Origin of the sequence: Paractinoplanes tereljensis, assembly GCF_016862435.1 — a bacterium.
GTDB classification, from domain to species: domain Bacteria; phylum Actinomycetota; class Actinomycetes; order Mycobacteriales; family Micromonosporaceae; genus Actinoplanes; species Actinoplanes tereljensis.
Window position 1 is genome coordinate 15519 of sequence record NZ_BOMY01000008.1, and the last position, 24608, is coordinate 40126.

The 24608-nt window shown below is 68.4% G+C and carries 17 protein-coding genes; 7 read left to right on the top strand and 10 right to left on the bottom strand.

The features are described 5' to 3' along the window. Positions 1-8: 8 nt before the first annotated feature. Positions 9-692, top strand: coding sequence for an iron-dependent transcriptional repressor DtxR (locus tag Ate02nite_RS05730; protein WP_275422799.1), 684 nt, complete (start codon positions 9-11; stop codon positions 690-692). On the opposite strand, the gene Ate02nite_RS05735 is transcribed toward Ate02nite_RS05730, so the two are convergent. Beyond that, positions 689-1243 carry a hypothetical protein gene (locus Ate02nite_RS05735; RefSeq protein WP_239147149.1) on the bottom strand — a complete coding sequence of 185 codons (555 nt, stop codon included), beginning with the start codon at positions 1241-1243 and terminating at the stop codon, positions 689-691. The genes Ate02nite_RS05730 and Ate02nite_RS05735 overlap by 4 nt on opposite strands. 133 nt (positions 1244-1376) lie before the next feature. On the opposite strand from Ate02nite_RS05735, the gene Ate02nite_RS05740 reads away from it, so the two are divergent. Both Ate02nite_RS05740 and Ate02nite_RS05745 read left to right on the top strand, forming a co-directional pair. Then, positions 1377-2717, top strand: coding sequence for an alpha/beta fold hydrolase (locus Ate02nite_RS05740; RefSeq protein WP_239147150.1), 1341 nt, complete (start codon positions 1377-1379; stop codon positions 2715-2717). 377 nt (positions 2718-3094) lie between these two features. Beyond that, positions 3095-6031, top strand: coding sequence for a galactose oxidase family protein (locus Ate02nite_RS05745; RefSeq protein WP_203800032.1), 2937 nt, complete (start codon positions 3095-3097; stop codon positions 6029-6031). A gap of 50 nt (positions 6032-6081) precedes the next feature. Here the strand turns inward: Ate02nite_RS05745 and Ate02nite_RS05750 are convergent, their stop codons facing one another. From Ate02nite_RS05750 to Ate02nite_RS05760, 3 genes are read right to left on the bottom strand one after another with little or no spacing between them, the layout of a single operon-like run. Further along, positions 6082-8496 (bottom strand): glycoside hydrolase family 127 protein, encoded by a 2415-nt coding sequence (locus Ate02nite_RS05750; protein ID WP_203800035.1) that lies wholly within the window; start codon positions 8494-8496, stop codon positions 6082-6084. A gap of 58 nt (positions 8497-8554) precedes the next feature. After that, positions 8555-11812 carry a discoidin domain-containing protein gene (locus tag Ate02nite_RS05755; RefSeq protein ID WP_239147151.1) on the bottom strand — a complete coding sequence of 1086 codons (3258 nt, stop codon included), beginning with the start codon at positions 11810-11812 and terminating at the stop codon, positions 8555-8557. A 14-nt stretch (positions 11813-11826) separates the two neighbouring features. Continuing rightward, the gene (locus tag Ate02nite_RS05760; protein WP_203800037.1) at positions 11827-13578 is read right to left on the bottom strand and encodes a glycoside hydrolase family 127 protein; all 1752 of its coding nucleotides are present in this window, start codon (positions 13576-13578) and stop codon (positions 11827-11829) included. A 130-nt stretch (positions 13579-13708) separates the two neighbouring features. On the opposite strand from Ate02nite_RS05760, the gene Ate02nite_RS05765 reads away from it, so the two are divergent. Further along, positions 13709-14743, top strand: coding sequence for a LacI family DNA-binding transcriptional regulator (locus Ate02nite_RS05765; RefSeq protein WP_203800039.1), 1035 nt, complete (start codon positions 13709-13711; stop codon positions 14741-14743). 125 nt (positions 14744-14868) lie between these two features. After that, positions 14869-15378: a hypothetical protein gene (locus Ate02nite_RS05770; protein ID WP_203800041.1), complete on the top strand. Its 510-nt coding sequence runs from the start codon at positions 14869-14871 to the stop codon at positions 15376-15378. 27 nt (positions 15379-15405) lie between these two features. Here the strand turns inward: Ate02nite_RS05770 and Ate02nite_RS05775 are convergent, their stop codons facing one another. Continuing rightward, positions 15406-15603: a hypothetical protein gene (locus tag Ate02nite_RS05775; protein WP_203800051.1), complete on the bottom strand. Its 198-nt coding sequence runs from the start codon at positions 15601-15603 to the stop codon at positions 15406-15408. Positions 15604-15653: 50 nt separating this feature from the next. On the opposite strand from Ate02nite_RS05775, the gene Ate02nite_RS05780 reads away from it, so the two are divergent. Beyond that, complete coding sequence (locus Ate02nite_RS05780; protein ID WP_203800053.1) at positions 15654-16187, top strand: hypothetical protein; 534 nt, start codon at positions 15654-15656, stop codon at positions 16185-16187. A 53-nt stretch (positions 16188-16240) separates the two neighbouring features. Here the strand turns inward: Ate02nite_RS05780 and Ate02nite_RS05785 are convergent, their stop codons facing one another. The 3 genes from Ate02nite_RS05785 to Ate02nite_RS05795 form a co-directional block, all read right to left on the bottom strand. Continuing rightward, positions 16241-19117, bottom strand: a complete 2877-nt coding sequence (locus Ate02nite_RS05785) for a vitamin B12-dependent ribonucleotide reductase (protein ID WP_203800073.1) — start codon at positions 19115-19117, stop codon at positions 16241-16243. A 30-nt stretch (positions 19118-19147) separates the two neighbouring features. Beyond that, positions 19148-19639 (bottom strand): transcriptional regulator NrdR, encoded by a 492-nt coding sequence (gene nrdR / locus Ate02nite_RS05790; protein ID WP_203800076.1) that lies wholly within the window; start codon positions 19637-19639, stop codon positions 19148-19150. A gap of 265 nt (positions 19640-19904) precedes the next feature. After that, positions 19905-20162: a LysM peptidoglycan-binding domain-containing protein gene (locus tag Ate02nite_RS05795; protein ID WP_239147152.1), complete on the bottom strand. Its 258-nt coding sequence runs from the start codon at positions 20160-20162 to the stop codon at positions 19905-19907. Positions 20163-20494: 332 nt separating this feature from the next. Between Ate02nite_RS05795 and lexA the strand changes: the two genes are divergently transcribed. Next, positions 20495-21256, top strand: coding sequence for a transcriptional repressor LexA (lexA, locus tag Ate02nite_RS05800; protein ID WP_203800078.1), 762 nt, complete (start codon positions 20495-20497; stop codon positions 21254-21256). 51 nt (positions 21257-21307) lie between these two features. Here lexA and Ate02nite_RS05805 read toward each other — a convergent pair whose 3' ends face one another. Both Ate02nite_RS05805 and hflX read right to left on the bottom strand, forming a co-directional pair. Continuing rightward, positions 21308-22960, bottom strand: coding sequence for a hypothetical protein (locus tag Ate02nite_RS05805; protein WP_203800080.1), 1653 nt, complete (start codon positions 22958-22960; stop codon positions 21308-21310). Positions 22961-23032: 72 nt separating this feature from the next. After that, positions 23033-24502, bottom strand: coding sequence for a GTPase HflX (hflX, locus tag Ate02nite_RS05810; RefSeq protein WP_203800089.1), 1470 nt, complete (start codon positions 24500-24502; stop codon positions 23033-23035). Positions 24503-24608 lie beyond the last annotated feature (106 nt).

A 24608-nucleotide genomic window follows, 5' to 3' on the forward strand; every position in this document is an offset into this window, starting at 1 on the left:
AGGGCCGCATCTTGAATGATCTTGTCGACACTACTGAGATGTATCTCAGGACGATCCTAGAACTCGAGGAGGAAGGCGTTCCGCCGCTGCGCGCGCGGATCGCCGAGCGCCTGCACCAGAGCGGTCCCACAGTCAGCCAGACGGTCGCACGCATGGAGCGTGACGGCCTTCTCACGGTCGAGAACGACCGTCACCTGGTGCTGACCGCGGCGGGCCGGGTGGCCGCCGTGGCGGTCATGCGTAAGCACCGGCTCGCCGAGCTGTTGCTGGTCAACGTCATCGGCCTGCCCTACGAGGAGGCCCATGAAGAGGCCTGCCGGTGGGAGCACGTCATGAGCGACTCGGTCGAGCGCAAGGTCTACGAGTTGCTCAACCGGCCGACCCGCTCGCCGTACGGGAATCCGATTCCCGGCCTGGAGAAGCTGGGCGGGGGCGAGGAGGTCGGGGCGAACAGCACCGGCGAGCGCAACCTGGCGTTCCCCGGCCTGTCCGGCAGCGTCGTGGTCAGCCGCATCTGCGAGAGCGTGCAGACCAACGCCGACGTGCTGCGCCAGCTGCACGCGGCCGGCATCGACCCGGGCACGACGGTGACGGTGGCGCAGGAGCGCGACGCCGTGACCATCGACCGCTCGGGCGACAAGATCCGCCTGCCGCGCGAGGTGGCGTCGCGAGTGTTCGTGGCAGCGCACTAACCCGCTGTAGTGTCCATCGCTTTCGCGAGGGTAAGCAGTTTGTTGTTCATGGCCGTCACGTCAGCGGCCTTGGCGGTCTTGGCGAAGGTGAAGCGCAGCGTCTGCAGCTGCTTCGCCTCGCTGAGCCAGCCGATCTCGATGACTGGGCCGTGCTGGCCGCTCGCGGCCGTGTTCAGCCGGTAACCGGCCTTGCCCAGGCCTTTGAGCGTGGTGGCCTTCTCCGGCTTGAGGTCGGAGTTGAACAGCTTGGCGTCGGCCTGGGTGCTCTCCACCACGCTGAGCGCCAGGTCGGGGTAATCGGTGGAGATCATCTGCACCACGCAGGTGGAGGTGTCGTCGACCTGGTCGGACGCGGCGACCTCGAACTTCAGCCCGATCTTGGACTGGATGAAGGCGTAATCCCAGAGGATGCAGGCGCCGCCGGCCGAGGCGGCCGGCTGCTCGACGAAGTCCACCGGCGGCAGCGCGGCTTCGGCGGCATCGTCCTTTTTGTCACATCCGGCCAACCCCAATAGAAGCACGGCGCCGAGTATCAGCGAACGCGAACGCACGAGGCTCCTCCCGAGGGGCTTTCGGGGCACACCGTACTTTGCCCGGCGATAACACGAAAGGCCGAGTGCGGCACCAATCGGACACCGTCCGTGACTTGACATCGCGTGTCAAGTAGCGCCAGGATCAGACCCCGTGGACCTTGTCGAGCAGATCGTGCGCCTGATGGACGTGCGCCTGCTCGACCCGCTCGAGGTGCTTCTCGAGGGCGACGACGCGGTCGACGCCCTGCGCGATCTGGTCCGGCTGCGCGCCCGCCGCTGGGCCGACACCATGCGGCACGGCAGCGACTCCGAAGCCGTGCTCGCCGCGGCCCGGCTGATCGCCACGCTCTACCCCAGCGACCGCGCCTTCGACCCGCCCCCGGACTGGTGGGCCACCCCCCTGGGCCAGGCCGTCGCCGTCCGGGCCGGGCACCCGTGGGCCGACTCCGTCTCCTATGCCACCGCCGGCGCCATGCTCGGCATCACCCGGCAGGGCGTGCACGACCTGGTGCGACGCGGCCGCCTGCCCCGCCACCCCGACGGCGGCGTGCCGTCCGCCGCCATCCGCGACCGTCTCCGAGGAGAACCCATGATCAACGACCGCCTGATCGACGCCGGAGACCTGCCGATCGCGACCCGCGACTTCGGCGGCGACCAGCCTCCGCTGCTGCTCCTGCACGGCGCCGGCGGCAACCTCGCCCAGCTCACCACGCTGGCCCGCGCGCTGCGCCCGCACCACCGGGTGATCACCGTGGACCTGCGCGGGCACGGCCGCTCCGGCGACGGCACCTGGAGCTGGGACGCCGCCCTGGGCGACCTGGCCGCGGTCTGCGTGCAGATGGAGCTGGACCGGCCCGCGGTGGTCGGTCATTCGCTGGGCGGCATGCTGGCGGCGCTGTGGGGCCAGCGGCATCCCGAGGCGCCCGGCGTGGTCAGCCTGGACGGCAACCCGCCGCCGACCCGGCCCGAGCACCTGCCCGGTCTCGACCCCGCGAAGGCGACGGCCGAGCTGGCCCGGCTGCACGCGATCTTCGACCAGATGGAGGCCCTCGGCGGCCGGGTCATCCCCGCCGATCAGCTGCCCGACCTGGTGGAAAGCCAGCAGGCCGCGGCCCGCGACATGGGCGCCAACGAGAAGGTGTGGATCGAGGGCTTCCGCCGCAATCTGGTGCACGCCGACGGCGAGACCTCCACCCGGCCGTCCGCCGCGGTCACCTCCCAGCTGCGCAAACTCATGAACGAGCTGGACCTCGGCCCGGTCTACGCCGCGACCACCTGCCCCGAGCTGCTGGTGCTGCCGACCCGCGACCTGCCGGAGCAGGAGCCGTTCGCCGAGCTCTACGCGGCCCACCGCCGCTACCTGGTCGAACAGGCTTCCCAGGCCGGCCACCCGCGTTACCTCGAGCTCGCCGACGCCTCGCACGCCATGGTGATCGAGCAGCCCATGGTGCTGGCCGGCCTGATCACCGATTTTTTAACCGCAAACCGCTGACAGGTACGCGCCGGGAAGAGTCCCGTCCGAGCAGTTTTCCCTGGGTGCCACACCGGGCCGTGCGCCCGCTGCGGCCAGGTGGCCGCCCGGAAATTCACCCGCACGGCGGAAAAGGAAGTTAATCACACAGTTGATTCGCAGGATGGCCACCGACGCCACTACCTGCACCAATACCGCCCCGAAGGATAAATCGCCGGACTCACCTCGCGGCATGTGTCGGTTTTAGTGTCTTTCGCACGAATTGGCGCGCAACTATAGCGCCCTTAGATTGCACTGTCATTTGGCCATTCGTGGGATTTCTTGAAACGCCGAGGCGATGTTGTGAATCGCCTGAGCCACGTTGAGTTCTCGCGAAGGAAGGCGTCCTTGGGGGGAACATGCAATTGCGAGGCCAGTATTGGTCCCGGGCCGCGGCAAGCGCGGTTTTATTGCTGCTCACCGGCACTGCACTAGTGCTGCACGAGCAGACTGACAGCAACTCAGACAACGGGGCCGGCTCGCAGAGCGTTGCCGATGAACACGCCAAGCACGTGATGGTGAAGCCGGTGCCGGTCGCGGTGACCGCCGCCGCCCCGCTGCCGCGCACCGGTTGGACGGCCACCGCCGACACGGCCGCCTCCGGCTTCGCCGCCGGCAGCGCGCTGGACAACAGCACGACCACGGCGTGGAAGAGCAGCACCACCGTGGCGATGCCGCACTACATCACGATCGACACCAAGAACAAGATGGCGATCAGCGGCCTCACCTACCTCCCGCTGGCCGGCGCCAACGGCCGGATCGGGCAGTACAAGGTGCAGGTCAGCGACAACGGCACGACCTGGTCGGCAAACGTCGCCACCGGCACCTTCGCCGACGACGCGACGGTCAAGACCGTCACCATCGCCACCGTCATCACCCGCTACGTGCGGCTGACCGCGGTCACCGAGGCCGGCAACCGGGTCAAGTGGGCCGCCGCCGCCGAGGTCAACCTGCTGGGTGGCACCGACCCGGCCCTGCCGCGCACCGGCTGGACCGTCGCCGCCGACAGTCAGGAGACCGCGGGCGAGGACGGCAAGGCCGCCAACGCGATCGACGGCAACACCGCGACCATCTGGCACACCCAGTGGCAGGGCGCCGAACCGGGCTTCCCGCACACCTTCACCATCGACATGCACGCGGCCTTCCAGGTCTCCGGATTCACCTACCTGCCCCGGCAGGACGGCGAGGCCAACGGCCGGATCGGCCAGTACAAGATCGATGTCAGCATGGACGGGGCGGCCTGGACACCGGCTGTCACCTCGGGCACCTTCACCGACATCGGCACCGTGCAGTCCATGACGTTCGCCTCGGCGATGGCCCGCTACGTGCGGATCACCGCGCTCACCGAGGCCGGCAACCGCGGCCCGTGGACGTCGGCCTCCGAGATCAACGTGCTCGGCCGGTCCGACTCGCGGCTGGACCGGACCGGCTGGACCGCCACCGCCGACAGCCAGGAGACGACCGGCGAGGACGGCAAGGCGGCCAACGCGCTCGACGGCAACACCGCCACCATCTGGCACACCGAGTGGGACCTCAACGAGCCGGCGTACCCGCACACGTTCACCATCGACACCAAGGCCAGCCAGCAGATCGGCGGCCTCGTCTACCTCCCCCGGCAGGACGCCGAGAGCGGCGGTAACGGCCGGATCGGTGGCTACAAGATCCAGTCCTCGACCAACAACACGGCCTGGACCGACGTGGCCAGCGGCGCGTTCAACGACGACGGCGGTGAGAAGACCGTGGTCTTCCCGACGGTGACCGCCCGGTACGTGCGACTCGTCGCGCTGGCCGAGGCCGGCAACCGCGGGCCGTGGGCGTCGGCCGCCGAGTTCAACCTGCTCGGCCCGAGCGGTGCGGTCGCCGTCAACCGTGGCTCGTGGAGCGCGCCGGTCGGCTTCCCGCTGGTGCCGGTCGCGGCGGCGCTGCTGCCCAACGGCAAGATCCTCACCTGGTCGGCGGAGTACGCCGACGACTTCAACGGTGGCACCGGCAGCACGCTGACCGCCACCTACGACCCGGCCACCGGCGTCGTCACCCAGCGCGACGTGGTCGAGACCGGGCACGACATGTTCTGCCCCGGCATCTCGGTGCTGCCGGACGGCCGGATCCTGGTGACCGGCGGTAACGACGCCGCGGTGACCAGCATCTACAACCCGGCCACCGACGCTTGGACCCGCGGCGCGGACATGACGACGCCGCGTGGCTACCAGTCGAGCGTGACTCTCGGCGACGGCCGGGTGTTCACCATCGGCGGCTCGTGGAGCGGCGGCACCGGCGGCGCCGATGTCGCGCACAAGTCCGGTGAGGTCTGGTCGGCTACCACCGGCTGGAAGTCGCTGCCGGGCGCCAACGTGGTGCCGATGCTGACTGCCGACACCACCAACGGTGACTACCGCAAGGACAATCACGCCTGGTTGTTCGCCTGGTCCGGCAACAAGATCCTGCAGGCCGGCCCGAGCAAGGCGATGAACTGGTACACCGCCGACGGCACCGGCACCGTCGCGGCGGCCGGCACCCGTGGTGACGACACCGACGCCATGAACGGCAACGCGGTCATGTACGACACCGGCAAGATCCTGACCCTCGGCGGCGCACCCAACTACGACAACTCGGCCGCGACCGCCAACGCGTACGTGCTGACCATCAGCGGCACCACGGTCACGACCAAGAAGGTCGGGTCGATGGCGAACACCCGGGCGTTCCAGAACAGCGTCGCCCTGCCGGACGGCAAGGTTCTGGTCACCGGCGGGCAGAACTTCGCGGTGCCGTTCTCGGACAACACCACGGTCTACTCGGCCGAGTTGTACGACCCGGCGACCGAGAAGTTCAGCACGCTGGCCAGCGCGACGGTGCCGCGCAACTACCACAGTGTGTCCCTGCTGATGCCGGACGGCCGAGTGTTCAGCGGTGGTGGCGGCCTCTGCGGCGGCGACTGCGCCACCAACCACTTCGACGGGCAGTTCTTCACCCCGCCGTACCTGCTGAACGACGACGGCACGGCGGCCACCCGGCCGACGATCACCACCGCCCCGACCACGGCGGCCAACGGCGCGGTGATCAACGTGAAGACCGGCGCGGCGGTCACCGGCTTCTCGATCATCCGGATGGGCACCGCCACCCACACCGTCGACACGGACCAGCGGCGCCTGTCGCTGACCCCGACGGCGGCCACCGGCGGCGGCTACAACCTGACGGTCCCGGCCGACAAGGGCATCGCGGTTCCGGGCTACTGGATGCTGTTCGCTCTGGACGCCAAGGGCGTGCCGAGCGTCGCGAAGATCATCAAGATCGGCTGAGTTCGGGTTTGTTCGTGAGGGGCGCCGGTCGAAAGACCGGCGCCCCTCCTTTACGTTCCGCTCGTGTAGAGGCCGGCCACCTCGGCCGCGCTCAGCGCCCGGTGGTAGAGCCGCACGTTGTCCAGGGCACCGTCCAGGTAGGGATCGGCGTACTGGGAGCGGCCCAGCCAGTTCTGGGTGGTGCTCGCCGGCGTCGCGGTCAGCGCCGCGTTACGGGCCACCTCGGCGCCGTTCACGTAGAGCACGCCCAGCCCACCACTGCGGGTGACCGCGACGTGCGTCCAGACCCCGGCCGGTAGCGCCGCCGGCGCGTCGATCCGCTGCTCGCCACCGGAGCCTGCGGTGGTGATGGCGAACCGGGCGGTGCCGGCGCTGGAACGCGGGGTGAGGAACAGGTAGGCACCGGTCCCGGTGCCGAGGTCGAACAGCCGGCTCCAGGTGGTGACAGTGTCGATCCGCGCCCAGAGGGCGACGGAGAAATTGGTCGCGCCGGCGAGGAGGCCGCCGGGCATGGAGGCGTACGCCGTGGAGCCGTTGAGATCAAGCGCCTGCCCACTGCGCCCGCTGACGTAGGCCGCCCCACCCACGAGGGTGGCGGTCCGCCCGTTGCCGGAGGCGTCGGCCACCGACCCGTCGAACGGATAGTGCGCGACCAGGGTCGAGCCCCCGATGGACCAGTAGACGCTGTAGCGCTGCCCGTGCACCTTGTAGAACGGAGCCAGCACCACCCCACCCGCCGTGTACTGCAGCGGCGTGGCCGTGGGCGCCAGCGACGCCGGGTCCAGCACCGGCAGCGCGGTCAGGTTCGACGTGCCGAAGAGTCCACCCAGGACGATCGGCCCGACCTTGACCGCCTGCACCGACGCGTTGTCGTTCGTCGCCTCCCGGGTCAGCGCCATCGGAAGGGTCACGTCGACGACGTCGCCCGAGACCCAGGTCCGGCTGACCGTCGCGTAGGCGCCGGCCGCCGGCGAGGAGAAGACGGCACCGTTCACCCGGATCTGCGTCCCGGCGGCCCACGCCGGGATCCGGATCCGCAGGCTGAACGCGCCGGCGCCGGTGACGGTCAGCCTGGTGGAACCGGCCTCGGGGAAGGACGTGTCCTGCCGGATCGTCACGCTCCGGGCCGACCAGGTCAGCACCGACGGGATGAACAGGTTGACGTAGAGCGTGCTCGCGCCGTCGTGGAAGTAGATCGATTCGCCGTACTTGGTGTTGCTCTCCATTCCGGTGCCGTGACAGCAGACGAAGCTGTTGTAGTCGTTGCTGTAGGTCTTGATCCCACCCGCCCGCAACGGCACGTAATAGCACTGGAAGCCATGCGCCGACGACGGGTCCTGCGAGGCCAGGATGTGGTTGTAGAGCGCCCTTTCATAGAAGTCCATATATTCAATGCGGGACGGGTCGGTGAGAAACAGCTGCCGGGTCAGCTTGAGCATGTTGTAGGAATTGCAGCACTCGGCGGTGGTGTCGGACAGCTCACTGGCGATCCGGTCGGCCGCCTTGAAGTACTCACCGTTCGAGTTGCCACCGATCGCGTACGTATGGTGCCGGGTCACGATGTCCCAGAAATTGACCGCGATATCCCGGTACCGGGTCGTGCCGGTGGCGTGGAATTCGCGGATCGCGCCGAGCACTTTCGGGATCTGGGTGTTGGCGTGGTAGTTGTTCAGAGCGTCCTGATTGGACGCGAGCGGATCGAAGACCTCGGCGTGGTCGAACTGCTGCGCCGCGGCCAGGTGGGTGGCGTCCCCGGTCACCTGGTAGAGGTTGGTCAGCACCTCGTTCATCCCGCCGAACTCGGTGTCCAGCATGTTCTGCCGCTGGGTCAGGGTGAGCCGGTCGTTGCGGAACTTCACCCAGGCCGCCATGCCGACCAGCACGGTCAGTGCCTGCGCGCTACCGGCCAGCAGATGCATGTCGAGCAGCCCGGCCATGATCTTGTGCAGGGTGTAATAGGGCGCCCACACGCTCTGCCGCTGCTCGACCCGGTCGATGAAGCTCTCCGGGAACGCGCTCAGATAGCCGGTGTTGAAGCCGGCCGCCGACGCCCGGGCCTGGCACTGGGCCAGCACGGTCACGATCTGGTTGCCCTTGGTCTGGTAAGCGGTGTCGCCGGTGCTCGCGTAGGCCTGGGCGAGCGCGGTCAGCAGGTGGCCGGTGGAGTGGCCACGCAGTTCGGTGGTGGGTGACTCCCAGCCGCCGCAGGCGGTGGCGGTCGAGCCGAGCCCGACGTTGAGCCGGAACGTGTGCAGCATCCGGTCGACGTCGAGGAACTGCAGGTAGGACTGGGTGCGGCCGGCGTTGGCGGTGAACGGGCTGGTCAGCAGGCGGACGGCGGACAGCGGGAAGGCGAAGGCCGCGACGCCGGTGTCGGGGCGCGCCGCGACGGCCGGAGCGGGGAACACGACGGCGGCGCCGACGGCAGCGGAGCCGGCCAGGAATGTACGACGGGTCAGAGACACGGGACCTCCTCGACGGTGGGGACGGCCCGCCCTCCTCGAAAGAGGGCGGGCCGTCGTCTCAGAACGCCTTGACTTCGAGCAGGCCGACGGACGCGGTGCCGCTCTGCAGCAGCACCCGCAGCCGGGTGGTGCTCACCGACGTGAAGGTGACGTGGTTGTACTGGTTGACCGCGGTCGGGTAACCGGACGCGCCGGCCACGTCGACGTACGCGGTGCCGTTCCAGTACTGGAGCTTCCACGACGCGGGCACCCGGACGCCGCCGTTGTCGTCGAAGAAATAGACATCCGCGCTGGACAGCGACTGCGCGGCCGGCCAGGTCAGCAGGCCCCACTGTTCGCCGGTGTTGGGCCAGGTGCCCCAGCGCCGGTTGACGGTGTCGTTGGACGACGGCGGGTCGATGCCGTCATTCAGCGCGAGCACGCTCTCCCACGACGAGGTGTAACTGGCGGTCGGAGTAGCGGTGAGCGCCTTGTTGGTGTCGGTCGGTGGGGTGACCACTCCCCCGCGGTTGTAGACCTTCGCCTCGGTGATGCCGGTCTTGAAGCCGCTCGCGTGGGTCACCTGGATCCGCAGCCGGGTGGCGTTGACCGCGGCGAACTGCACCACGTTGTAGTTGGCCTGGCCGGTGGCGGTGGCCACCGGGGTCCAGGTGCTGCCGTTCAGGTATTGGACCTGATAGGACGCCGGTTGCCGGTAGCGGTTGGTGGCCCGGTCGTTGCGGAACCACAGCCGGACCTCGTTGACGGTGCGCTGCTGGCCGAGGTTGAGCTCGAGCCAGTCGGTGGCGTTCGGTGAACCGGAGGTGCCCCACAGCGGCTCGTTGATCGGGAAACCGTCGACCGCGTTGGCGCCGGCGGTTCCGGACGCCGTGTAGGAGGCGGTGGTGGCCGCGCCCTGGGCGTAGTTCGGCAGGTCGGCGGTCAGGTCGACGCCGGCCTTGTTGAACATGTCGACCATCTGGGTGCTGCTCTGGGTCACCTGGGTCGGGGACTGGAGTCCGGCGTACGCCTGGTTGTAAAGCACGCTGCCGCCGGCCGGCAGCGTGACCGCGCCCGAGTCGGGGTTCCAGGTCAGCGGAACCAGCTTGTCGACGGTGACCACCCGGGTGCCGTTGATGAAGATCGAGTAACCCTGCGGGATGCCGGTGTACTTGACCACGCCGTCGGCCGGGTCGTCCCAGACGATGCTGAGGTCGGCGTTGCGGTAGCGCAGGTTGTTGGCCGCGAAGTTGGGCCAGCCGATGTTGATCGGGGACAGCTCTATCTGCTTGTCGGTGCGCGGGCGCAGGCCCATCACATCCTCGATGACGGTCCAGTTGCTGCTGCCGAGGATGTTGTGGTGGATCCAGGACCGGTAGTCGATGGTGGTGGTGCCGGCGTTCCAGTCGGCCCAGAACTCGTTGGCGTCGGGCCAGGCGGTGTTGCCGCCGACGTACTGCGCCCAGGTGTTCCAGTAGAGGAGTTTCTTGTAGTCGTCGGTGGTCATCCACTGGTTGGGGTAGTTGCGCAGCACGCTGGAGTACAGCCGGAACTGCACCGTCGAGTTGATGGTGGAGAAGTTGTTGCTGCCCGGGAAGCCGGCTGCGGCCGCCGTCGCCTTGTCCTTCTGGTTCGCCGTGTAGAACGGGAAGATCGGGTACTCGGCGGGGTCGGCGAACAGGCGCAGGGCTTGCTTGTACTCGTCGGTGTTCGGCATCGCGCCGACGGCGTACGGGTAATAGTTGTTGATCTCTTTCCAGGGCACCAGGCTGTTGGTGGCGACGTGCCGGTGCTCGATCAGCTTGTTGGTCGAGTCCCACAGGTAGGTCGTGATCGCGTTCTTGATCCGGTCGGCGATCGCCTGCAGCTCGGCGGCCTTGGTGGTGTTGCCGATCGCGGCGTAGGCCTGGGCGGCGGCGACGGCTCCGCTGTAGACATATGCGGATTCGGCCCGGTCCATGTTGCCGGAGCGCCAGTCGAACGAGACGGCGTCGGCGTCGTTGCCGGTGAGCGCGCCCCAGTCGTACTCGATCAGGCCGTTGTTGTTGTGGTCGTAGTAGGACAGTTGGCCCTTGACGTCGCCCTCGGCGTACTTGGCCAGGTTGCCGGCGATGGCCGGCTGGCCGCCATGGATCTCGAAGCTCTTCCAGGCCGCCTCGGCGATGTACTGGGTGTAGCTGTTCGACCAGTTCTCCGGGTCACCGGGGTTGTCTACGAAGCGTCCGCCCTTGGAGACCTGGCCTACCGAGAGCCACGGGCCGTACGAATACGCCGGGTTACGCAGGTACTTCAGGTCGTCGATGTGCATCGGCTGGGTGAGCACGATGGCGTTGTTGTAGCCCAGAGCTCCCTCGACCGAAGTGGGGAACTGGAAGTCCTGGCCGGGGATGTTGGCGTCGAGGTAGTTGAACCTCATCAGCCACCAGCGGTAGTAGATCTCCTTCTTGATCGCCGGCTCGGGGACGTCGAGGTAGGGCAGGTTCTGGGCCCACCAGAGGTTGTACGCCTTTACATGCGTACTGAAGGCAGTGTCTGGGTTTAGTGCCTTATAAGCGTTGTATTCGGTGAGCGAGTCCGGGATCTCGTTGGCCACGAAGCCCAACTGGACCTTCACGGTCGTGGACGCGCCCGCCGCGACCGTCACACTTCGCGTCAGCGCGGCGCTCGCCGCCGTGAAGCCGTCGCCCGACAGCCGCGGATAAATCGCAGTAAGGGCATTTTTGACCGATACCTGGCCGGTCAGATCGGTGCCGCTGACCGTCGTGGCGTACGGGGAGGTCACCCGGAGCGCTACGGTCTGCGACGCCGTGCCCGTGTTGGTGATCGTCAGGTTGTCGACCGCCACGTCGTTCTGCGTGATGAACTTCGTCTGGTTTATCCGCAACGATCCGTTGGTGTGCACGCTCTTCCAGTGGCTCGGCGCCTGCCAGCGCGACGCCACCTGCTCGGTCCAGGTGCCCGATCCGGCGGTCACCGTGAACGCGGCCTGGTCGTTGATGCTCTCCCAGTACGCGACCGTGCCGCCGAAGCCGAGCACCGAGGGCGTGTGGGTCTTCATGAACACCGCCCGGCCCCGGCTCATCAGCCAGGTGCCGGCCGGATCGTTGCCGACGCGGGCGAGCAGGCGGTCCATCCAGAAGTCGGTGCCGCCACTCTCCGCGTTGTAAATCGCCTGCATGGTGTTACCGGTCGTCATCGCCACGGGGGGAGCCGGGATGGCCGATCCGGAGAACGTCGGATAGCCGATCGTCTGTGCTGCTGCGGCGGGTGCTGGGGGAGTCAGCACGATAGTCGCCAGTACTACGGTCAACGCGAGTGCCAGCCGGGGACGCGGCATCGCGTACCTCCCTTTCAGGTTGTTGTGGGCAGCCAGATCCGCATCGTGGACGGGCCCCGACGGGCCCAGCGGTGGTACGGGAGCAGCGAAACCACGACCGGATCGGGGCCTTCGGTGGTGGTGCGGTGACTCTGGTACGGCCAGCTCTCGTCGATCGGCTTGGTGCGCCGGCCTTTCACCGCGCCGATTTCCGGGGCCACCGAGGTATCGACCTGGATCTCGTCGAGGCGGACGTCGTCCTCGAGGTCGATCGACTCGGCGCACATGACAAGCGGGCCGACCTCGACGGCTGCGCATCCGCGCAGCGCGTCGGCCCGCGGATCGGGGAACGTCCATCGCGGACGCATGGGCAGATCGAGGCGGATCCGCTCACCCTTGCGAAAAACCCTTCGGTGTACGCCGTCCGCGCCGGCCGCCCAGGCCGGTACGCGCAGCGTGATGGTGCGCGGGGTGTCCGGTGCGTCGACCACGGTCACCGTGACGGTCCCGCTGTCCGGGTAACCGGTGTCGACGTCGAGCACCAGACCGCCGGCCTCGACCCGCATCGGCGCGAACTGGTGCAGCTGCACACCGCCGGAGTCCTCGGACACGAAGTAGGTGCCGAGCGAGGCAAGCAGCCGGGCCATGTTGTGCAGGCAGCAGGACACTGGCAGCCAGGACGCCCGGCCCGGCGTGGGGACCCGCTGGTGCAGGGTCTGGTCGTAGAAGAAGGACCGGCCGTCGTCGCCGAGCGAGGTGGCGATCACGTTGTGCAGCACCCGGTCGACGATGTCGCCGTAGCGCAGGTCGCCGGTGGCCAGCAGCAGCCGGTGCGCGAGCATCACGGTGGCCACCGCGGCGCAGGTCTCCGAATAGGCCCGGTCGGGCGGCAGGACGAAATCCTCGCCGAAGCTCTCGTCCCGGTGATGGGAACCCATGCCGCCGGTCAGATGGGTACGCCGGGCCAGCGTCCGGTCGAACTGCCGGGCCACCGCCTCGAGCAGCTCGTCGTCGCCGGTCTCGACGGCCACGTCCACCGCCCCGGCCGCCAGGTACAGCGCGCGGACCGCGTGCCCGCCGAAGACCCTGCCGGAGCGCAGCGGCACGGCGTCCTGGAAGTACTCCCAGCCGAACTCGTGCTCCGGCAGCGTTCGGTGCCCGCGGCGGCTCACGAACGCGGCGGCCTGGTCGAGGTAGCGCCGCTCGCCGGTCACCCGGTAGAGCTCGACCAGCGCGGTCTCCACCTCGGGATGCCCGCAGAACCCCTCGTCGGCGAACGTGGCGCAGATGTGGTCGGCGGCCCGGACCCCGATGTCGAGCAGGCCCGGCGCGGCCCCGGTGCGGGCGGCCGCTACCGACGCCTGGATCAGGTGGCCGGCGCAGTACAGGTCGTGGCCGAAGTTCTGGTCGCCGTAACGCTCCGGCTGGCCGGGCCGTCCGTACGCGGTGTGCAGGTAACCGTCGGCGGCCTGCGCACCCCCGATCAGCGCGGTGAGCTCGGCCAGATCGGCGCGATGGTCCTCGCCACCGGGGCGCCCGGTTTCCCAGCAGAGCGCCTCGACCAGCTTGTAGACCTCGGAGTCACTGAACTCCCGCCCGCGGGTGAGCGCGCTCGGATCCCGGAAGTTCGTCGTCCAGCCGAGCCGGTCCTGCCAGGTGCGGCAGTGCTCCATTGTCGTAGTGCCGTTGATCACCTGGCGGTGCCGCCAGAAGCCCCCGGTGAACCACACCCGGTGCGGGCCGACCGGGCGCAGCGCGCCCCTCGATGGTGCGACAGGTCCAGTCATAGCCCCGGTCCCCCGAAATCTACGAAAACCTTTTCGGCATCGTGACAAAGTGTTTCCATGCTGTCAACGGTCGATTTCCACAGTGGTCAGTGCTGCTAAGCTGCCGAAAACTTTTCGGTGGGGGTGTGCGATGGCTCGGAGACACGCGCAGGTGACGCTGACCGACGTCGCCAAACGGGCCGGGGTCTCGGTGGCCACCGCGTCCAAGGCACTCAACGAGCGCCCCGAGGTCGCCCCGGCCACCCGCGACCGGGTGCGGCAGGCCGCGGAGGAACTGGCGTTCCACCCGAACGTGCTGGCCCGCGGCCTGATCTCGGGCAACACCCGGACGGTCGGCCTGCTCACCGACGAGTTGTCGGCGGCCCGGTTCGCGATCCCGGTGCTGCTCGGTGCCGAGAACGCGCTCGGCAACGAGCAGATGAGCGTCCTGCTGTGCGACGCTCGCGGCGACGCGATCCGGCGCCGGCACTACATCCGCACGCTGCTGGCCCGGCAGGTCGACGGCTTCATCATCCTGGGCGACTCCAACCAGGTCCGGCCGTCGCTGAGCGGCGAGATTCCCGTTCCGGTGGTGTACGCGTACTGCGAGTCAGACGACCCTTCGGACCTGTCGGTCATCGCCGACGATGCGGGCGGCGCTCGCCTGGCCGCCGAGCATCTGGTGACTCTGGGTCGCCGAAAGATCGCCCACATCACCGGCGACCCGGGCTACCGGGCGGCCCGCGACCGGGCCGCGGCGATGATCGAGGTCCTCGACGCGGCCGGCCTGCCGCTGGTCGGCGAGCCGCTGTTCGGCCAGTGGTCGCAGCGCTGGGGCCGGCACGCCACCGCCCGGTTGCTGGCCACCCATCCGGACGTGGACGCCATCTTCTGCGGCAGTGACCAGATCGCCTCGGGCGTCACCGAGGCCCTGCGTGACCTGGGCCGGACCGTGCCCGAGGACGTCGCGATCGTCGGTTACGACAACTGGGAGGTGCTGGCGACCGAGTGCCGCCCGCCACTGACCACGGTGGACCTCAACCTGGAGCAGCTGGGCACGACCGCCGCCCAGCACCTGTTCGCATTGCTCGACGGCAACCAGCACGCCGGGGTGATCCGGCAGCCCGGCCGCCTGGTGGTCCGCGAGTCCACCGCGGTGGCCAATCCTTACGGATCGTGTCGCTGATCCGGCTGACTACCGAGCGACAGCAGGTCTACCTTCGGCTTGAATCCCCCGGTCCACATCGAAGCACGGGGCCCCATGCGCACATGCGACCGCTCGATTCGCTCATGCCGAAGGGAGCATCACTCATGACCGATCGCTTCGATCCCAACATTCCACCCACCGGACCGACCGACCCCGCCATCCAGGGCGAATTCACCGGCATCGTCGGTATCACCGAACGGCCGGCCATCGGAAAGTCCAACCTGGTCGTCGACGGCTCCAAGCCATTCGAGATCGACGTCAGCTGGCACATTTTCGGCAACCTCACCCCGCTGTGGCTGACCGCGCTGTCGGTCCGGACCAAAGACTGGGTGGTGACGGCGTACGCCGAGTCGCAGGGCCCCGGCGATGAGGTTCTGCTGGGCACCGTGAACGTGCCGGTTCGCGGCCCGAACTTCAGCCAGGACGAGGCCTACCGGGCGAAGATCAGAGTCCCGGCCAACACGCTGCCCGAGGAAGACCCGGGCAACCGCACCCAGTCCGGCGTCTACAAGATCATCGTGACCACGTTCCTCGACTCGGATCTCGGGCCGGTGGGTTACGACATGATGGGCTACGCCGAGGGCCCGATCATCAAGGTGGAAGACCCCCGCTAGCTGCGGGAATTCCCGGCCGCGTCTCGCTCAGGCGGCCTCGATACCGTCGACGACGACGCCGCCCAGCGAACCGACGTGGGAGGCCGAGAAATCGCCGCGATCGATGACCGTCAGACGCGGCCGGGACTTACCGACGACGACCCGCCGCCCGCATGCCTCGTCCGCACAGACGAACAGCACCTCGGCGGCCGTCTCGGTCTCGCAGAACATTTCATGGATAGCCATGACTTTTAATACCCCGCCGAGAACGGCCCTCAATCCCAGGGAGCCGACCGATGGAAGAGTTGACACAGAAATCACCTGAGGGGCGCGCCGCATTGGTGACGCTTTCCGAGGGTTCCTGCTATTTCCCTGGCTGCCGGACACCCATCCTGGTGTTCCTCGACGGCCGACTCGAGTTCAACGTGGAGATCACCCGGAGCAACGGTGCTCTTCTCCTGCTGTGCGTGCCGCACCGGCGCATCGTCGACCGCGACCCCACCGCACATCCCGCCGGCCTGCTGCGCACGTGGGTGCCGCCGGCGATCAGAGAACTGGACGACCTCGACGAGGATCGTCTCCCGGAACTGCTCGCCGAGGCCTTCAGCACGGCCCGCGAGCAGATCAACGAGGCCCTGCTGCGCTTCGAGAAGACCGAGGGCGAGGCGGCCCGGTTGCTCCGGCACCTGGTCGACGGCCTGCACGACGAGCGCAGCCGGTACGCGGCCGACCCGGTTCTGGTTCGGCTGGCCCGCTTACTGGACACCATCGAGCCGGAGGCACGCCGGGCACCACGCCCGGAACGCCTCAACGTCGGCTGGCGCGCCTGAGAAACAACGATCCCCCGGACCGCCGAGCGGTCCGGGGGATCATCGATGAATCGTCAGCTGCAGCCCGAGGTGGAGCCGCAGCCCTCGCACACGTAGCAGCTGCCGGCGCGGCGCATCTTGGTGCCGCAGGTGAAGCACAGCGGTGCGTCGGCCGAGTGTCCGGTCACGATCTCGAGCAGCTCGGTCGACGAGCCCACGCTCGCCGGCGGGGCCTTCTCGATGTCGACCGGGACCGACGCGGCACCGACCGGAGCCGACACCGGGGCGGACGCGGCCATCCCGGCGAGCTCTTCCGACGCCGCGGCGACCTCGGCCGCCGCTTCCGCCTGCACCTGGGCGGCCCGCTCCTTCGCCGTGAAGATGCCGAGGTCGGCGCGGGTGTCGTAGGGCAGGAAGTCGAGCGCCAGGCGACGGAAGATGTAGTCCATCACCGACGCGGCCATCCGCACGTCCGGGTCGTCGGTCATGCCGGCCGGCTCGAAGCGCATGTTGGTGAACTTGCCGACGAAGGTCTCCAGCGGCACGCCGTACTGCAGCCCTATCGAGATCGCCACCGAGAAGGCGTCCATGACGCCGGCCAGGGTGGAACCCTGCTTCGACATCTTCAGGAAGACCTCGCCGAGGCCGTCGTCGGGGTAGGACGACGCGGTGAGGTAACCCTCGGCGCCACCGACCGAGAACGACACGGTCTCCGACGGCCGCTTCTTCGGCAGCCGCTTGCGGACCGGGCGGTACTCGACGACCTTCTCCACGACCTTCTCGACCTCGGCGACCGGAGCCGCAGCAGCCTCGACGGCCTTGCTGGTCTTGGCCACCGAGAGCGGCTGGCCCACCTTGCAGTTGTCGCGGTAGATCGCGAGTGCCTTCAGGCCGAGCTTCCAGCCCTGGTAGTGGATGTTCTCGATCTCCTCGACGGTCGCCGTCTCCGGCATGTTGACCGTCTTGGAGATGGCACCCGAGATGAACGGCTGCACGGCCGCCATCATCCGCACGTGACCCATCGGGGCGATCGCGCGCTCGCCCATGGCGCAGTCGAACACCGCGTAGTGCTCCGGCTTGAGGCCGGGCGCGTCGACGACGTTGCCGTTCTCGGCGATGTGCTCGACGATCGCCTCGACCTGCTCCTCGGGGTAGCCGAGGCTGCGCAGCGCGCGCGGGACGGTCTGGTTGACGATCTGCATGGAGCCGCCGCCGACCAGCTTCTTGAACTTGACCAGGGCGAGGTCGGGCTCGATGCCGGTGGTGTCGCAGTCCATCATCAGGCCGATGGTGCCGGTGGGGGCGAGAACCGACGCCTGGGCGTTGCGCCAGCCGTTCTTCTCACCGAGCTTGTTGCCGGCCTGCCACTGCTTGGTGGCCTCCCGGACGATCTCGTTGGCGACCGGGTTGTTGGTCCGGATCTCGTCGTTCGCCGCGGCGTGCTTGCGCATGACCCGCTTGTGCGCCTCGGCGTTGCGGGCGTAGCCCTCGTAGGCGCCGACGACACCGGCGATCTCGGCCGAGCGACGGTAGGCGGTGCCGGTCATCAGCGAGGTGATGGCGGCGGCGACGCCGCGGCCACCCTCCGAGTCGTAGGGCAGGCCGGACGCCATCAGCAGGGCGCCGATGTTGGCGTAGCCGATGCCGAGCTGGCGGTAGGCGCGGGTGGTGACCCCGATCTTCTCGGTCGGGAAGTCGGCGAACGCGATCGAGATCTCCATCGCGGTGATGATGAACTCGACGCTCTTGACGAACTTCTCCACCTCGAAGCCGCCGTCGGCCTTGAGGAACTTCATCAGGTTGAGCGAGGCCAGGTTGCAGGACGAGTCGTCCAGCGACATGTACTCCGAGCAGGGGTTGGACGCGGTGATCCGGCCGGTCTCGGGGTTGGTGTGCCAGTCGTTGATGATGTCGTCGTACTGCATGCCGGGGTCGGCGCACTCCCAGGCCGCCTCCGCGATGCCGCGGAACAGCTTCTTGGCGTCGACCCGCTCGATCTCCTCGCCGTGCAGCCGGCCGCGGAGGGCGAAGTCGGTGCCCTCCTCGTAGGCCCGCATGAACTCGTCGCTGACCCGCACCGAGTTGTTGGCGTTCTGGTATTGCACCGAGACGATGTCGGCGCCGCCCAGGTCCATGTCGAAGCCGGCGTCCCGCAGCGCGCGGATCTTGTTCTCCTCGCGCGCCTTGGTGTAGACGAACTCCTCGATGTCCGGGTGGTCGACGTCGAGAATGACCATCTTGGCGGCCCGGCGGGTGGCACCGCCGGACTTGATGGTGCCCGCGCTGGCGTCGGCGCCGCGCATGAAGCTCACCGGGCCACTGGCGGTCCCCCCGGACGACAGCAGTTCCTTGGACGAGCGGATGCGGGACAGGTTGACGCCGGAGCCGGAGCCGCCCTTGAAGATCAGCCCCTCCTCCTTGTACCAGTCCAGGATGGAGTCCATCGAGTCGTCGACCGACAGGATGAAGCAGGCGCTGACCTGCTGCGGCGACTTGGTGCCGACGTTGAACCAGACCGGCGAGTTGAAGCTGAACACCTGGTGCAGCAGCATCCAGGTCAGCTCGTGCTCGAACAGCTCGGCGTCGGCCTTGGTGGAGAAGTAACCGTGCTTCTCGCCGGCCTTGCGGTAGGTCTCGACGACCCGGTTGATGAGCTGCTTGAGCGACCACTCGCGCTCCGGGGTGCCGACCGCACCGCGGAAGTACTTGGTGGTGACGATGTTCGCCGCGTTCACGCTCCAGAACGCGGGGTACTCCACGCCACGCTGCTCGAAGTTGATCGAGCCGTCCCGCCAGTTCGTCATGACGACGTCCCGGCGCTCCCACTCCACCTCGTCGTACGGGTGGACGCCCTCGGTCGTCCAGACCCGCTCGACCCGCAGCCCCCCGGCCGGCGCGCTGCCATTTGCACGACTGCGCTGCCGACCTGCTGTGATGCCGTCCCCGGCCATACTGCTCCCCCTCGTCGAAACTGCTCGTCTTTAGTTGATCTTGGCTGATCGGGCGGCCGCCGCCGCCTCACGATCAGCCGTCGCGTCGCGCAGCGCGGCAATCTCCTTCTCGAACTCGTCGAGCGAGTCGAAGGATTTGTAGACGCTGGCGAACCGGAGATAAGCCACCTGGTCGAGCTCCCGCAGCGGGACGAGGATCGCGAGACCCACCTCATGGCTGGGGATCTCTGCCGCACCCTTGGCCCGGATCGTCTCCTCGACCTTCTGCGCGAGCAGTGCGATCGAGTCCTCGTCGACGGGCCGGCCTTGGCAGGCCTTGCGGACCCCGCTCATGATCTTCGTCCGGCTGAAGGGCTCGGTCACGCCGCTGCGCTTCACCACTGCGAGAACTGCTTCCTCGACCGTGGTGAACCGCTTGCCGCACTCGGGGCACGAGCGGCGGCGACGGATCAGAGCACCGTCGTCGGCCTCACGTGAGTCGACCACGCGCGAGTCGGCATGGCGACAGTACGGGCAGCGCACGCGATTCTCCTTCCGGAACCCCCTCCATTGTCCTCCGGGCACGCCAAAAACGACGTCGCTAACTGTGCGCCGCCGTCAACAGCCTGTGGATGGACCGGGGAGGGAAACCCCAACCAGTGGATGACTTACACCCTTGTAACTACTACATGTTGGGGTAGACGCTAGGCCCAAGCAGACGCGGGCGCAAGCTCAGAGCGTGCCGACGCGCCGTATTTTCCGCCTCAACACGTGCGGTGTACCGGCGACTACTGACGGCGGCTTTTCATCACGTTCGCGGCAAGATCAAAATCTGGCCGGGAGTCAAACCGTAACCGTCCAGGTGGTTGATTCGGCGGATCTCAGCGACGGCTGCCTGGCCGTCGCGGCCGGGGCGCACGCGGGTCGCGATGTCCCACAGCGTGTCGCCGGGCTGGACCTTGAGCGTAGGTGGCGCGACCACCGGTTGATCGTCGGCCCGGGAGGCCGTGGTGAACAACACCGCGCTGGCGAGGGAGGCCACCAGCGCCAGAAGAACCAGCACCACAACCCGTCCACGCCGCGTCAGTCGCAGCGGCGGTGCAACCTGCCGAACGCTGTGTACCACCATCTCGACCCTCTCAAGTCCGCTAGGACACCCGTTCGATCGAACGCCCGTACGACGGTCTATCAGAACAGGCGTACGGAAGTCGAGCACTTCCGAGCGACACGCCGAGAGAAAGTCGTACAGATGTTTGAATATGTCGCACCCCCCGATTACGGTTTCCCATCAAGAGGGGTCATCCGGGCCATCGCCATCCCCACGGCGTGACCGGGCCGTGACCCAGCTCCGCGAGCGCACCACGTGCCGACAGGCACTGGCCGACAGGAAGGGCGGACGTGTCGACCGACGACCGGACCAGCCGGCAACAACACATCACCCCGCGTCGCTCCCCGGCGCGAACCCGCGGCGACGGGACCCCCCAGCTGCGGGCCGTCACCCCCGTGGTCAGCCACTTCCCCGACCTGGTGACCGCCGACCTCACCGCGCGCCAGCGGCGCATCCTGGAATTCATCCGGGAGTGGGGCGAGCGCTACGGCTACCCGCCCAGCGTCCGCGAGATCGGCGAAGCGGTCGGCCTGGTGTCCCCGTCCAGCGTCGCCTACCAACTGAAGGCCCTGGAGACCAAGGGCTTCCTGCGCCGCGACCCCAACCGCCCGCGGGCCGTCGACGTGCGGGCACCCAGCGAGATGGTCGACGACGAGGCGCTGCGCCGCGCCCGCCCGCAGCCCACCTACGTCCCGCTGGTCGGCCGGATCGCCGCCGGTGGCCCGATCCTGGCCGAGCAGGCCGTCGAGGAGTTCTTCCCGCTGCCGCGCGAGCTGGTCGGCGAGGGCGACGTCTTCATGCTCGAGGTCAAGGGCGACTCGATGATCGACGCGGCCATCTGCAACGGTGACTGGGTGGTGGTCCGCCAGCAGCCGACGGCCAACGCGGGCGACATCGTGGCCGCGATGATCGACGGCGAGGCCACGGTCAAGAGCTACCGCCAGCGCGACGGCCACGTCTGGCTGATGCCGGCCAACCCCGCTTTCGACCCCATCCCCGGCGACGACGCGACCATCATGGGCCGCGTGGTGGCCGTCCTGCGCCGCGTCTGACGTGCAAAATAGAGGCCGGTCCACTGGACCGGCCTCTATTGATCAGGTAGCTCAGCGGCGGTAGCCGGGATTGTCGAAGCGGCCCTCCGGGCGGCCGTTGCGGTCGGCGTAACCGTCGCGCTGCGGCGGGCGACCCTGGCCGCCGCCCGGCTGCTGGCCGTAGACGCCCGGTGAGCGCTGGCCCTGAGCCGGACCGCCGCCACCCTGGCCGGGCGGGCGCTGGCCCTGCGGCCCACGCGGGGGCTGGCCGTGCTGCTGGCCGCCGCCGGGCGCGCCGTAGACCGGGCCACCGCGGCCGGGCTGCTGCTGCGGGCCGCGTGGTGGCTGGGCCGGCTGCTGCGGGCCGCGCGGGGGCTGGCCGCCCTGGGGCGGCCGGGCGTATTGCGGGCTGCCACCGCCACTGCCGCCGGCGCCGTAGACCGGGCCGCTGCGGTTGGGATTGCCGCCACCGGGACCGTAGCCACCACCGGGCGGAATCGCGCCGGACCGGGAACCGCCGTAGACGCCGTTGCGTTGCGGGGCGCCGCCGACGCCGATCAGCTCGGTCTCGGGATCGCCGGGTTCCGGGGAGTCGTTGCCGGCCCAGGCAGGCGACGAAGCCGCCCGCTTGCGGTGCCGGGTGATGCCGAGCACACCGATGCCGACCAGGAGCAGGCCGAGCAGGCCGACCCCGCCGACGAGGTAGGTGATCTGGTCGATGGTGAGGTCCGCGTACCACGCGGTGCCGGAACCGCCGCCGGAGCCGCTGGAGGCTTTCTTCACCGTGGCGACCGTGGTCGCCGGGGTGTACTTCAGGATGCTGTTGGGCGTCTCGTGGTCGCCGCTCATGTCGGAGACCGTGTAGAAGAGGCTGCCGTCCGCGCTGTAGGTGATCGCCTCGCCCTGAGTTTCGTTCGGCAGGCCGGTGGTGCGCGGCTTGCCCTTCAGCGCGGCCAGCACGTCGTTGCCGGTGACGTCCCACTCCAGGGCGTCGGTGTAGGTGCGCAGCACGACCTTCCCACCGCCGGGCGCGATCGCGCCGCCGTCGATGGTCTTGTTGCCGATGCGCGCGTAGGGATTTCCGGCCGTCTCGGTCGCGTTGACCGAGAGCTCGCCCACCTTCTTCAGCGGGACGCCGGTCTCGTTGTTGGTCTTCAGCGCCGCCGACGGCTGGTAGATGCCGGCCGCCTTGCCGATCTCCTTGGTGATGATCAGCGGGATGTTGTCGCCGGTGAGCAGCAACGCCTCGGCGTCGTGGTGGTCACCGTCGGGAAAGGACACCCGGTGGACAACCGGCTTCTTCGACCCGTCGACCGGCATGGTCCACAGGGTGAGTGTGGGCCGGCTGGTGGTCTTGTCGTAGTCGTTGTCGCCGATGTCGGCGATCCACAGCGTCTGGCCGTCCGGCGAGAGGATCAGGTCTTCCGGGTCGCGCGGGCCCTTCCCGCTGTACGAAACCTCATCGACCACCTTGCACTTGGTGTCGAGGAAGAAGATCTGCCGGTGACTCTCGACGGGCGCGCTGTCGTTGATCACGACGAAGCCGGTCTTGGTGGCGACTATCCCGGACAGCTCGTCCAGCCGCTCGTCGGTCACCTTGCAGACTGATTTTCCCGCGGTCGCCTTGACGCTGACCGTGGGGTTGGGATCATCCGCAAACGCACTGGACGGACCGACCATCACCAGCCCAATGGCTGCAACAGCCGGAAACACGAGACGCCGCATCCGATCAGTGTCGCATGCGGCGTCCCGAACCGGTGTTACGCGTGGATCAACCCAGGTCAGGGCAGTCCACTCTCAGTGCCGGAATGACTCCAGCTCGCCAGCGAGCTGCTCGTTGACCCGTACCTGCAGCTCGGTTCCATCATCCGTATAGCGGGTGTTGAGTACCTGACCGGACCGATGAATTCGGGCGACCAGGTCACCTCGGTCGTACGGAAGGATGATCCGCAGGTCGACGGCCGGACGAGGCAGCCGCTCGGCGATCGCCACGTGCACATCGGCGATCCCGGCGCCGCTGCGGGCCGAGACGAAGACCGCGTCCGGCCAGGTGCGCTTGAGGCGCAGCAGGGTCTCCTCGTCGGCGGCATCGACCTTGTTGACGACCAGCAGCTCCGGAATCTTGTCCGCGCCGACCTCGCCGAGCACCTCGCGGACCGCGCTGACCTGACCCTCGGGGTCGGGGTGCGCGCCGTCGACCACGTGCACGACCAGATCGGCCTCGGACACCTCCTCGAGCGTCGAGCGGAACGCCTCGACGATCTGGTGCGGCAGGTGCCGGACGAAGCCCACCGTGTCGGACAGCGTGAACACCCGGCCGTCCTCGGCGGCGGTGCGCCGGGTGGTCGGGTCGAGCGTGGCGAACAGCGCATTTTCCACCAGCACGCCGGCCTGGGTGAGCTGGTTGAGCAGGCTGGACTTGCCGGCGTTGGTGTAACCGGCGATCGCCACGGCCGGGATCCCGCTCGCCTGACGGCGCGAGCGCTTGGTCTGGCGTACGGTCCGCATGTTCTTGATCTCGCGCTTGAGGCGCGAGATGCGGGTGTTGATCCGGCGCCGGTCGGTCTCGAGCTTGGTCTCACCGGGACCACGCGTGCCGACGCCGCCGCCGGAACCGCCGCCGGCGCCACCGCCCTGCCGGGACAGCGACTCACCCCAGCCGCGCAGTCGCGGCAGAAGGTATTGCAGCTGGGCCAGCTCGACCTGCGCCTTGCCCTCTTTGCTCTTCGCGTGCTGGGCGAAGATGTCGAGGATCAGCGCGGTCCGGTCGACGACCTTGACCTTGACCTGCGACTCCAGCTTGCGCAGCTGGGAGGGCGAGAGCTCACCGTCGCAGATGACCGTGTCGGCGCCGGTGGCGATGACCACGTCACGCACCTCGTCGACCTTGCCCCGGCCGATGAAGGTGGCCGCGTCGGGCCGGCTGCGCCGCTGGATCAGGCCCTCGAGCACCTGCGAGCCGGCCGTCTCGGCCAGCGCGGCCAGCTCGGTCAGTGAGTTGTCGGCGTCCTCGACACTGCCGTCGGTCCAGACGCCGACCAGCACCACTCGCTCGAGGCGCAGCTGCCTGTACTCGACCTCGGTGACATCGGTGAGCTCGGTCGACAGGCCGGCGACCCGGCGGAGTGAATGACGCTCCTCGAGCTCGAGATCGCCCGTGGTCGGGTCTTCCTGCCCAAAAGCGTCGTCAAGGACGGGTGCCTGGTAGATGTCTCGCAAAAGTGACCTCCTCGGCCCGATCGTGGCACGTCCTGCGGGCAGGCGCATCTACATAAGCGGGCCGGGCGTTGACGTTGAGTGTTTGAACCAGTAATAACCACCGGATTGGAAACCACTATTCCGGACGCGCAAGAATGCCTTGAAGCACTTGCCG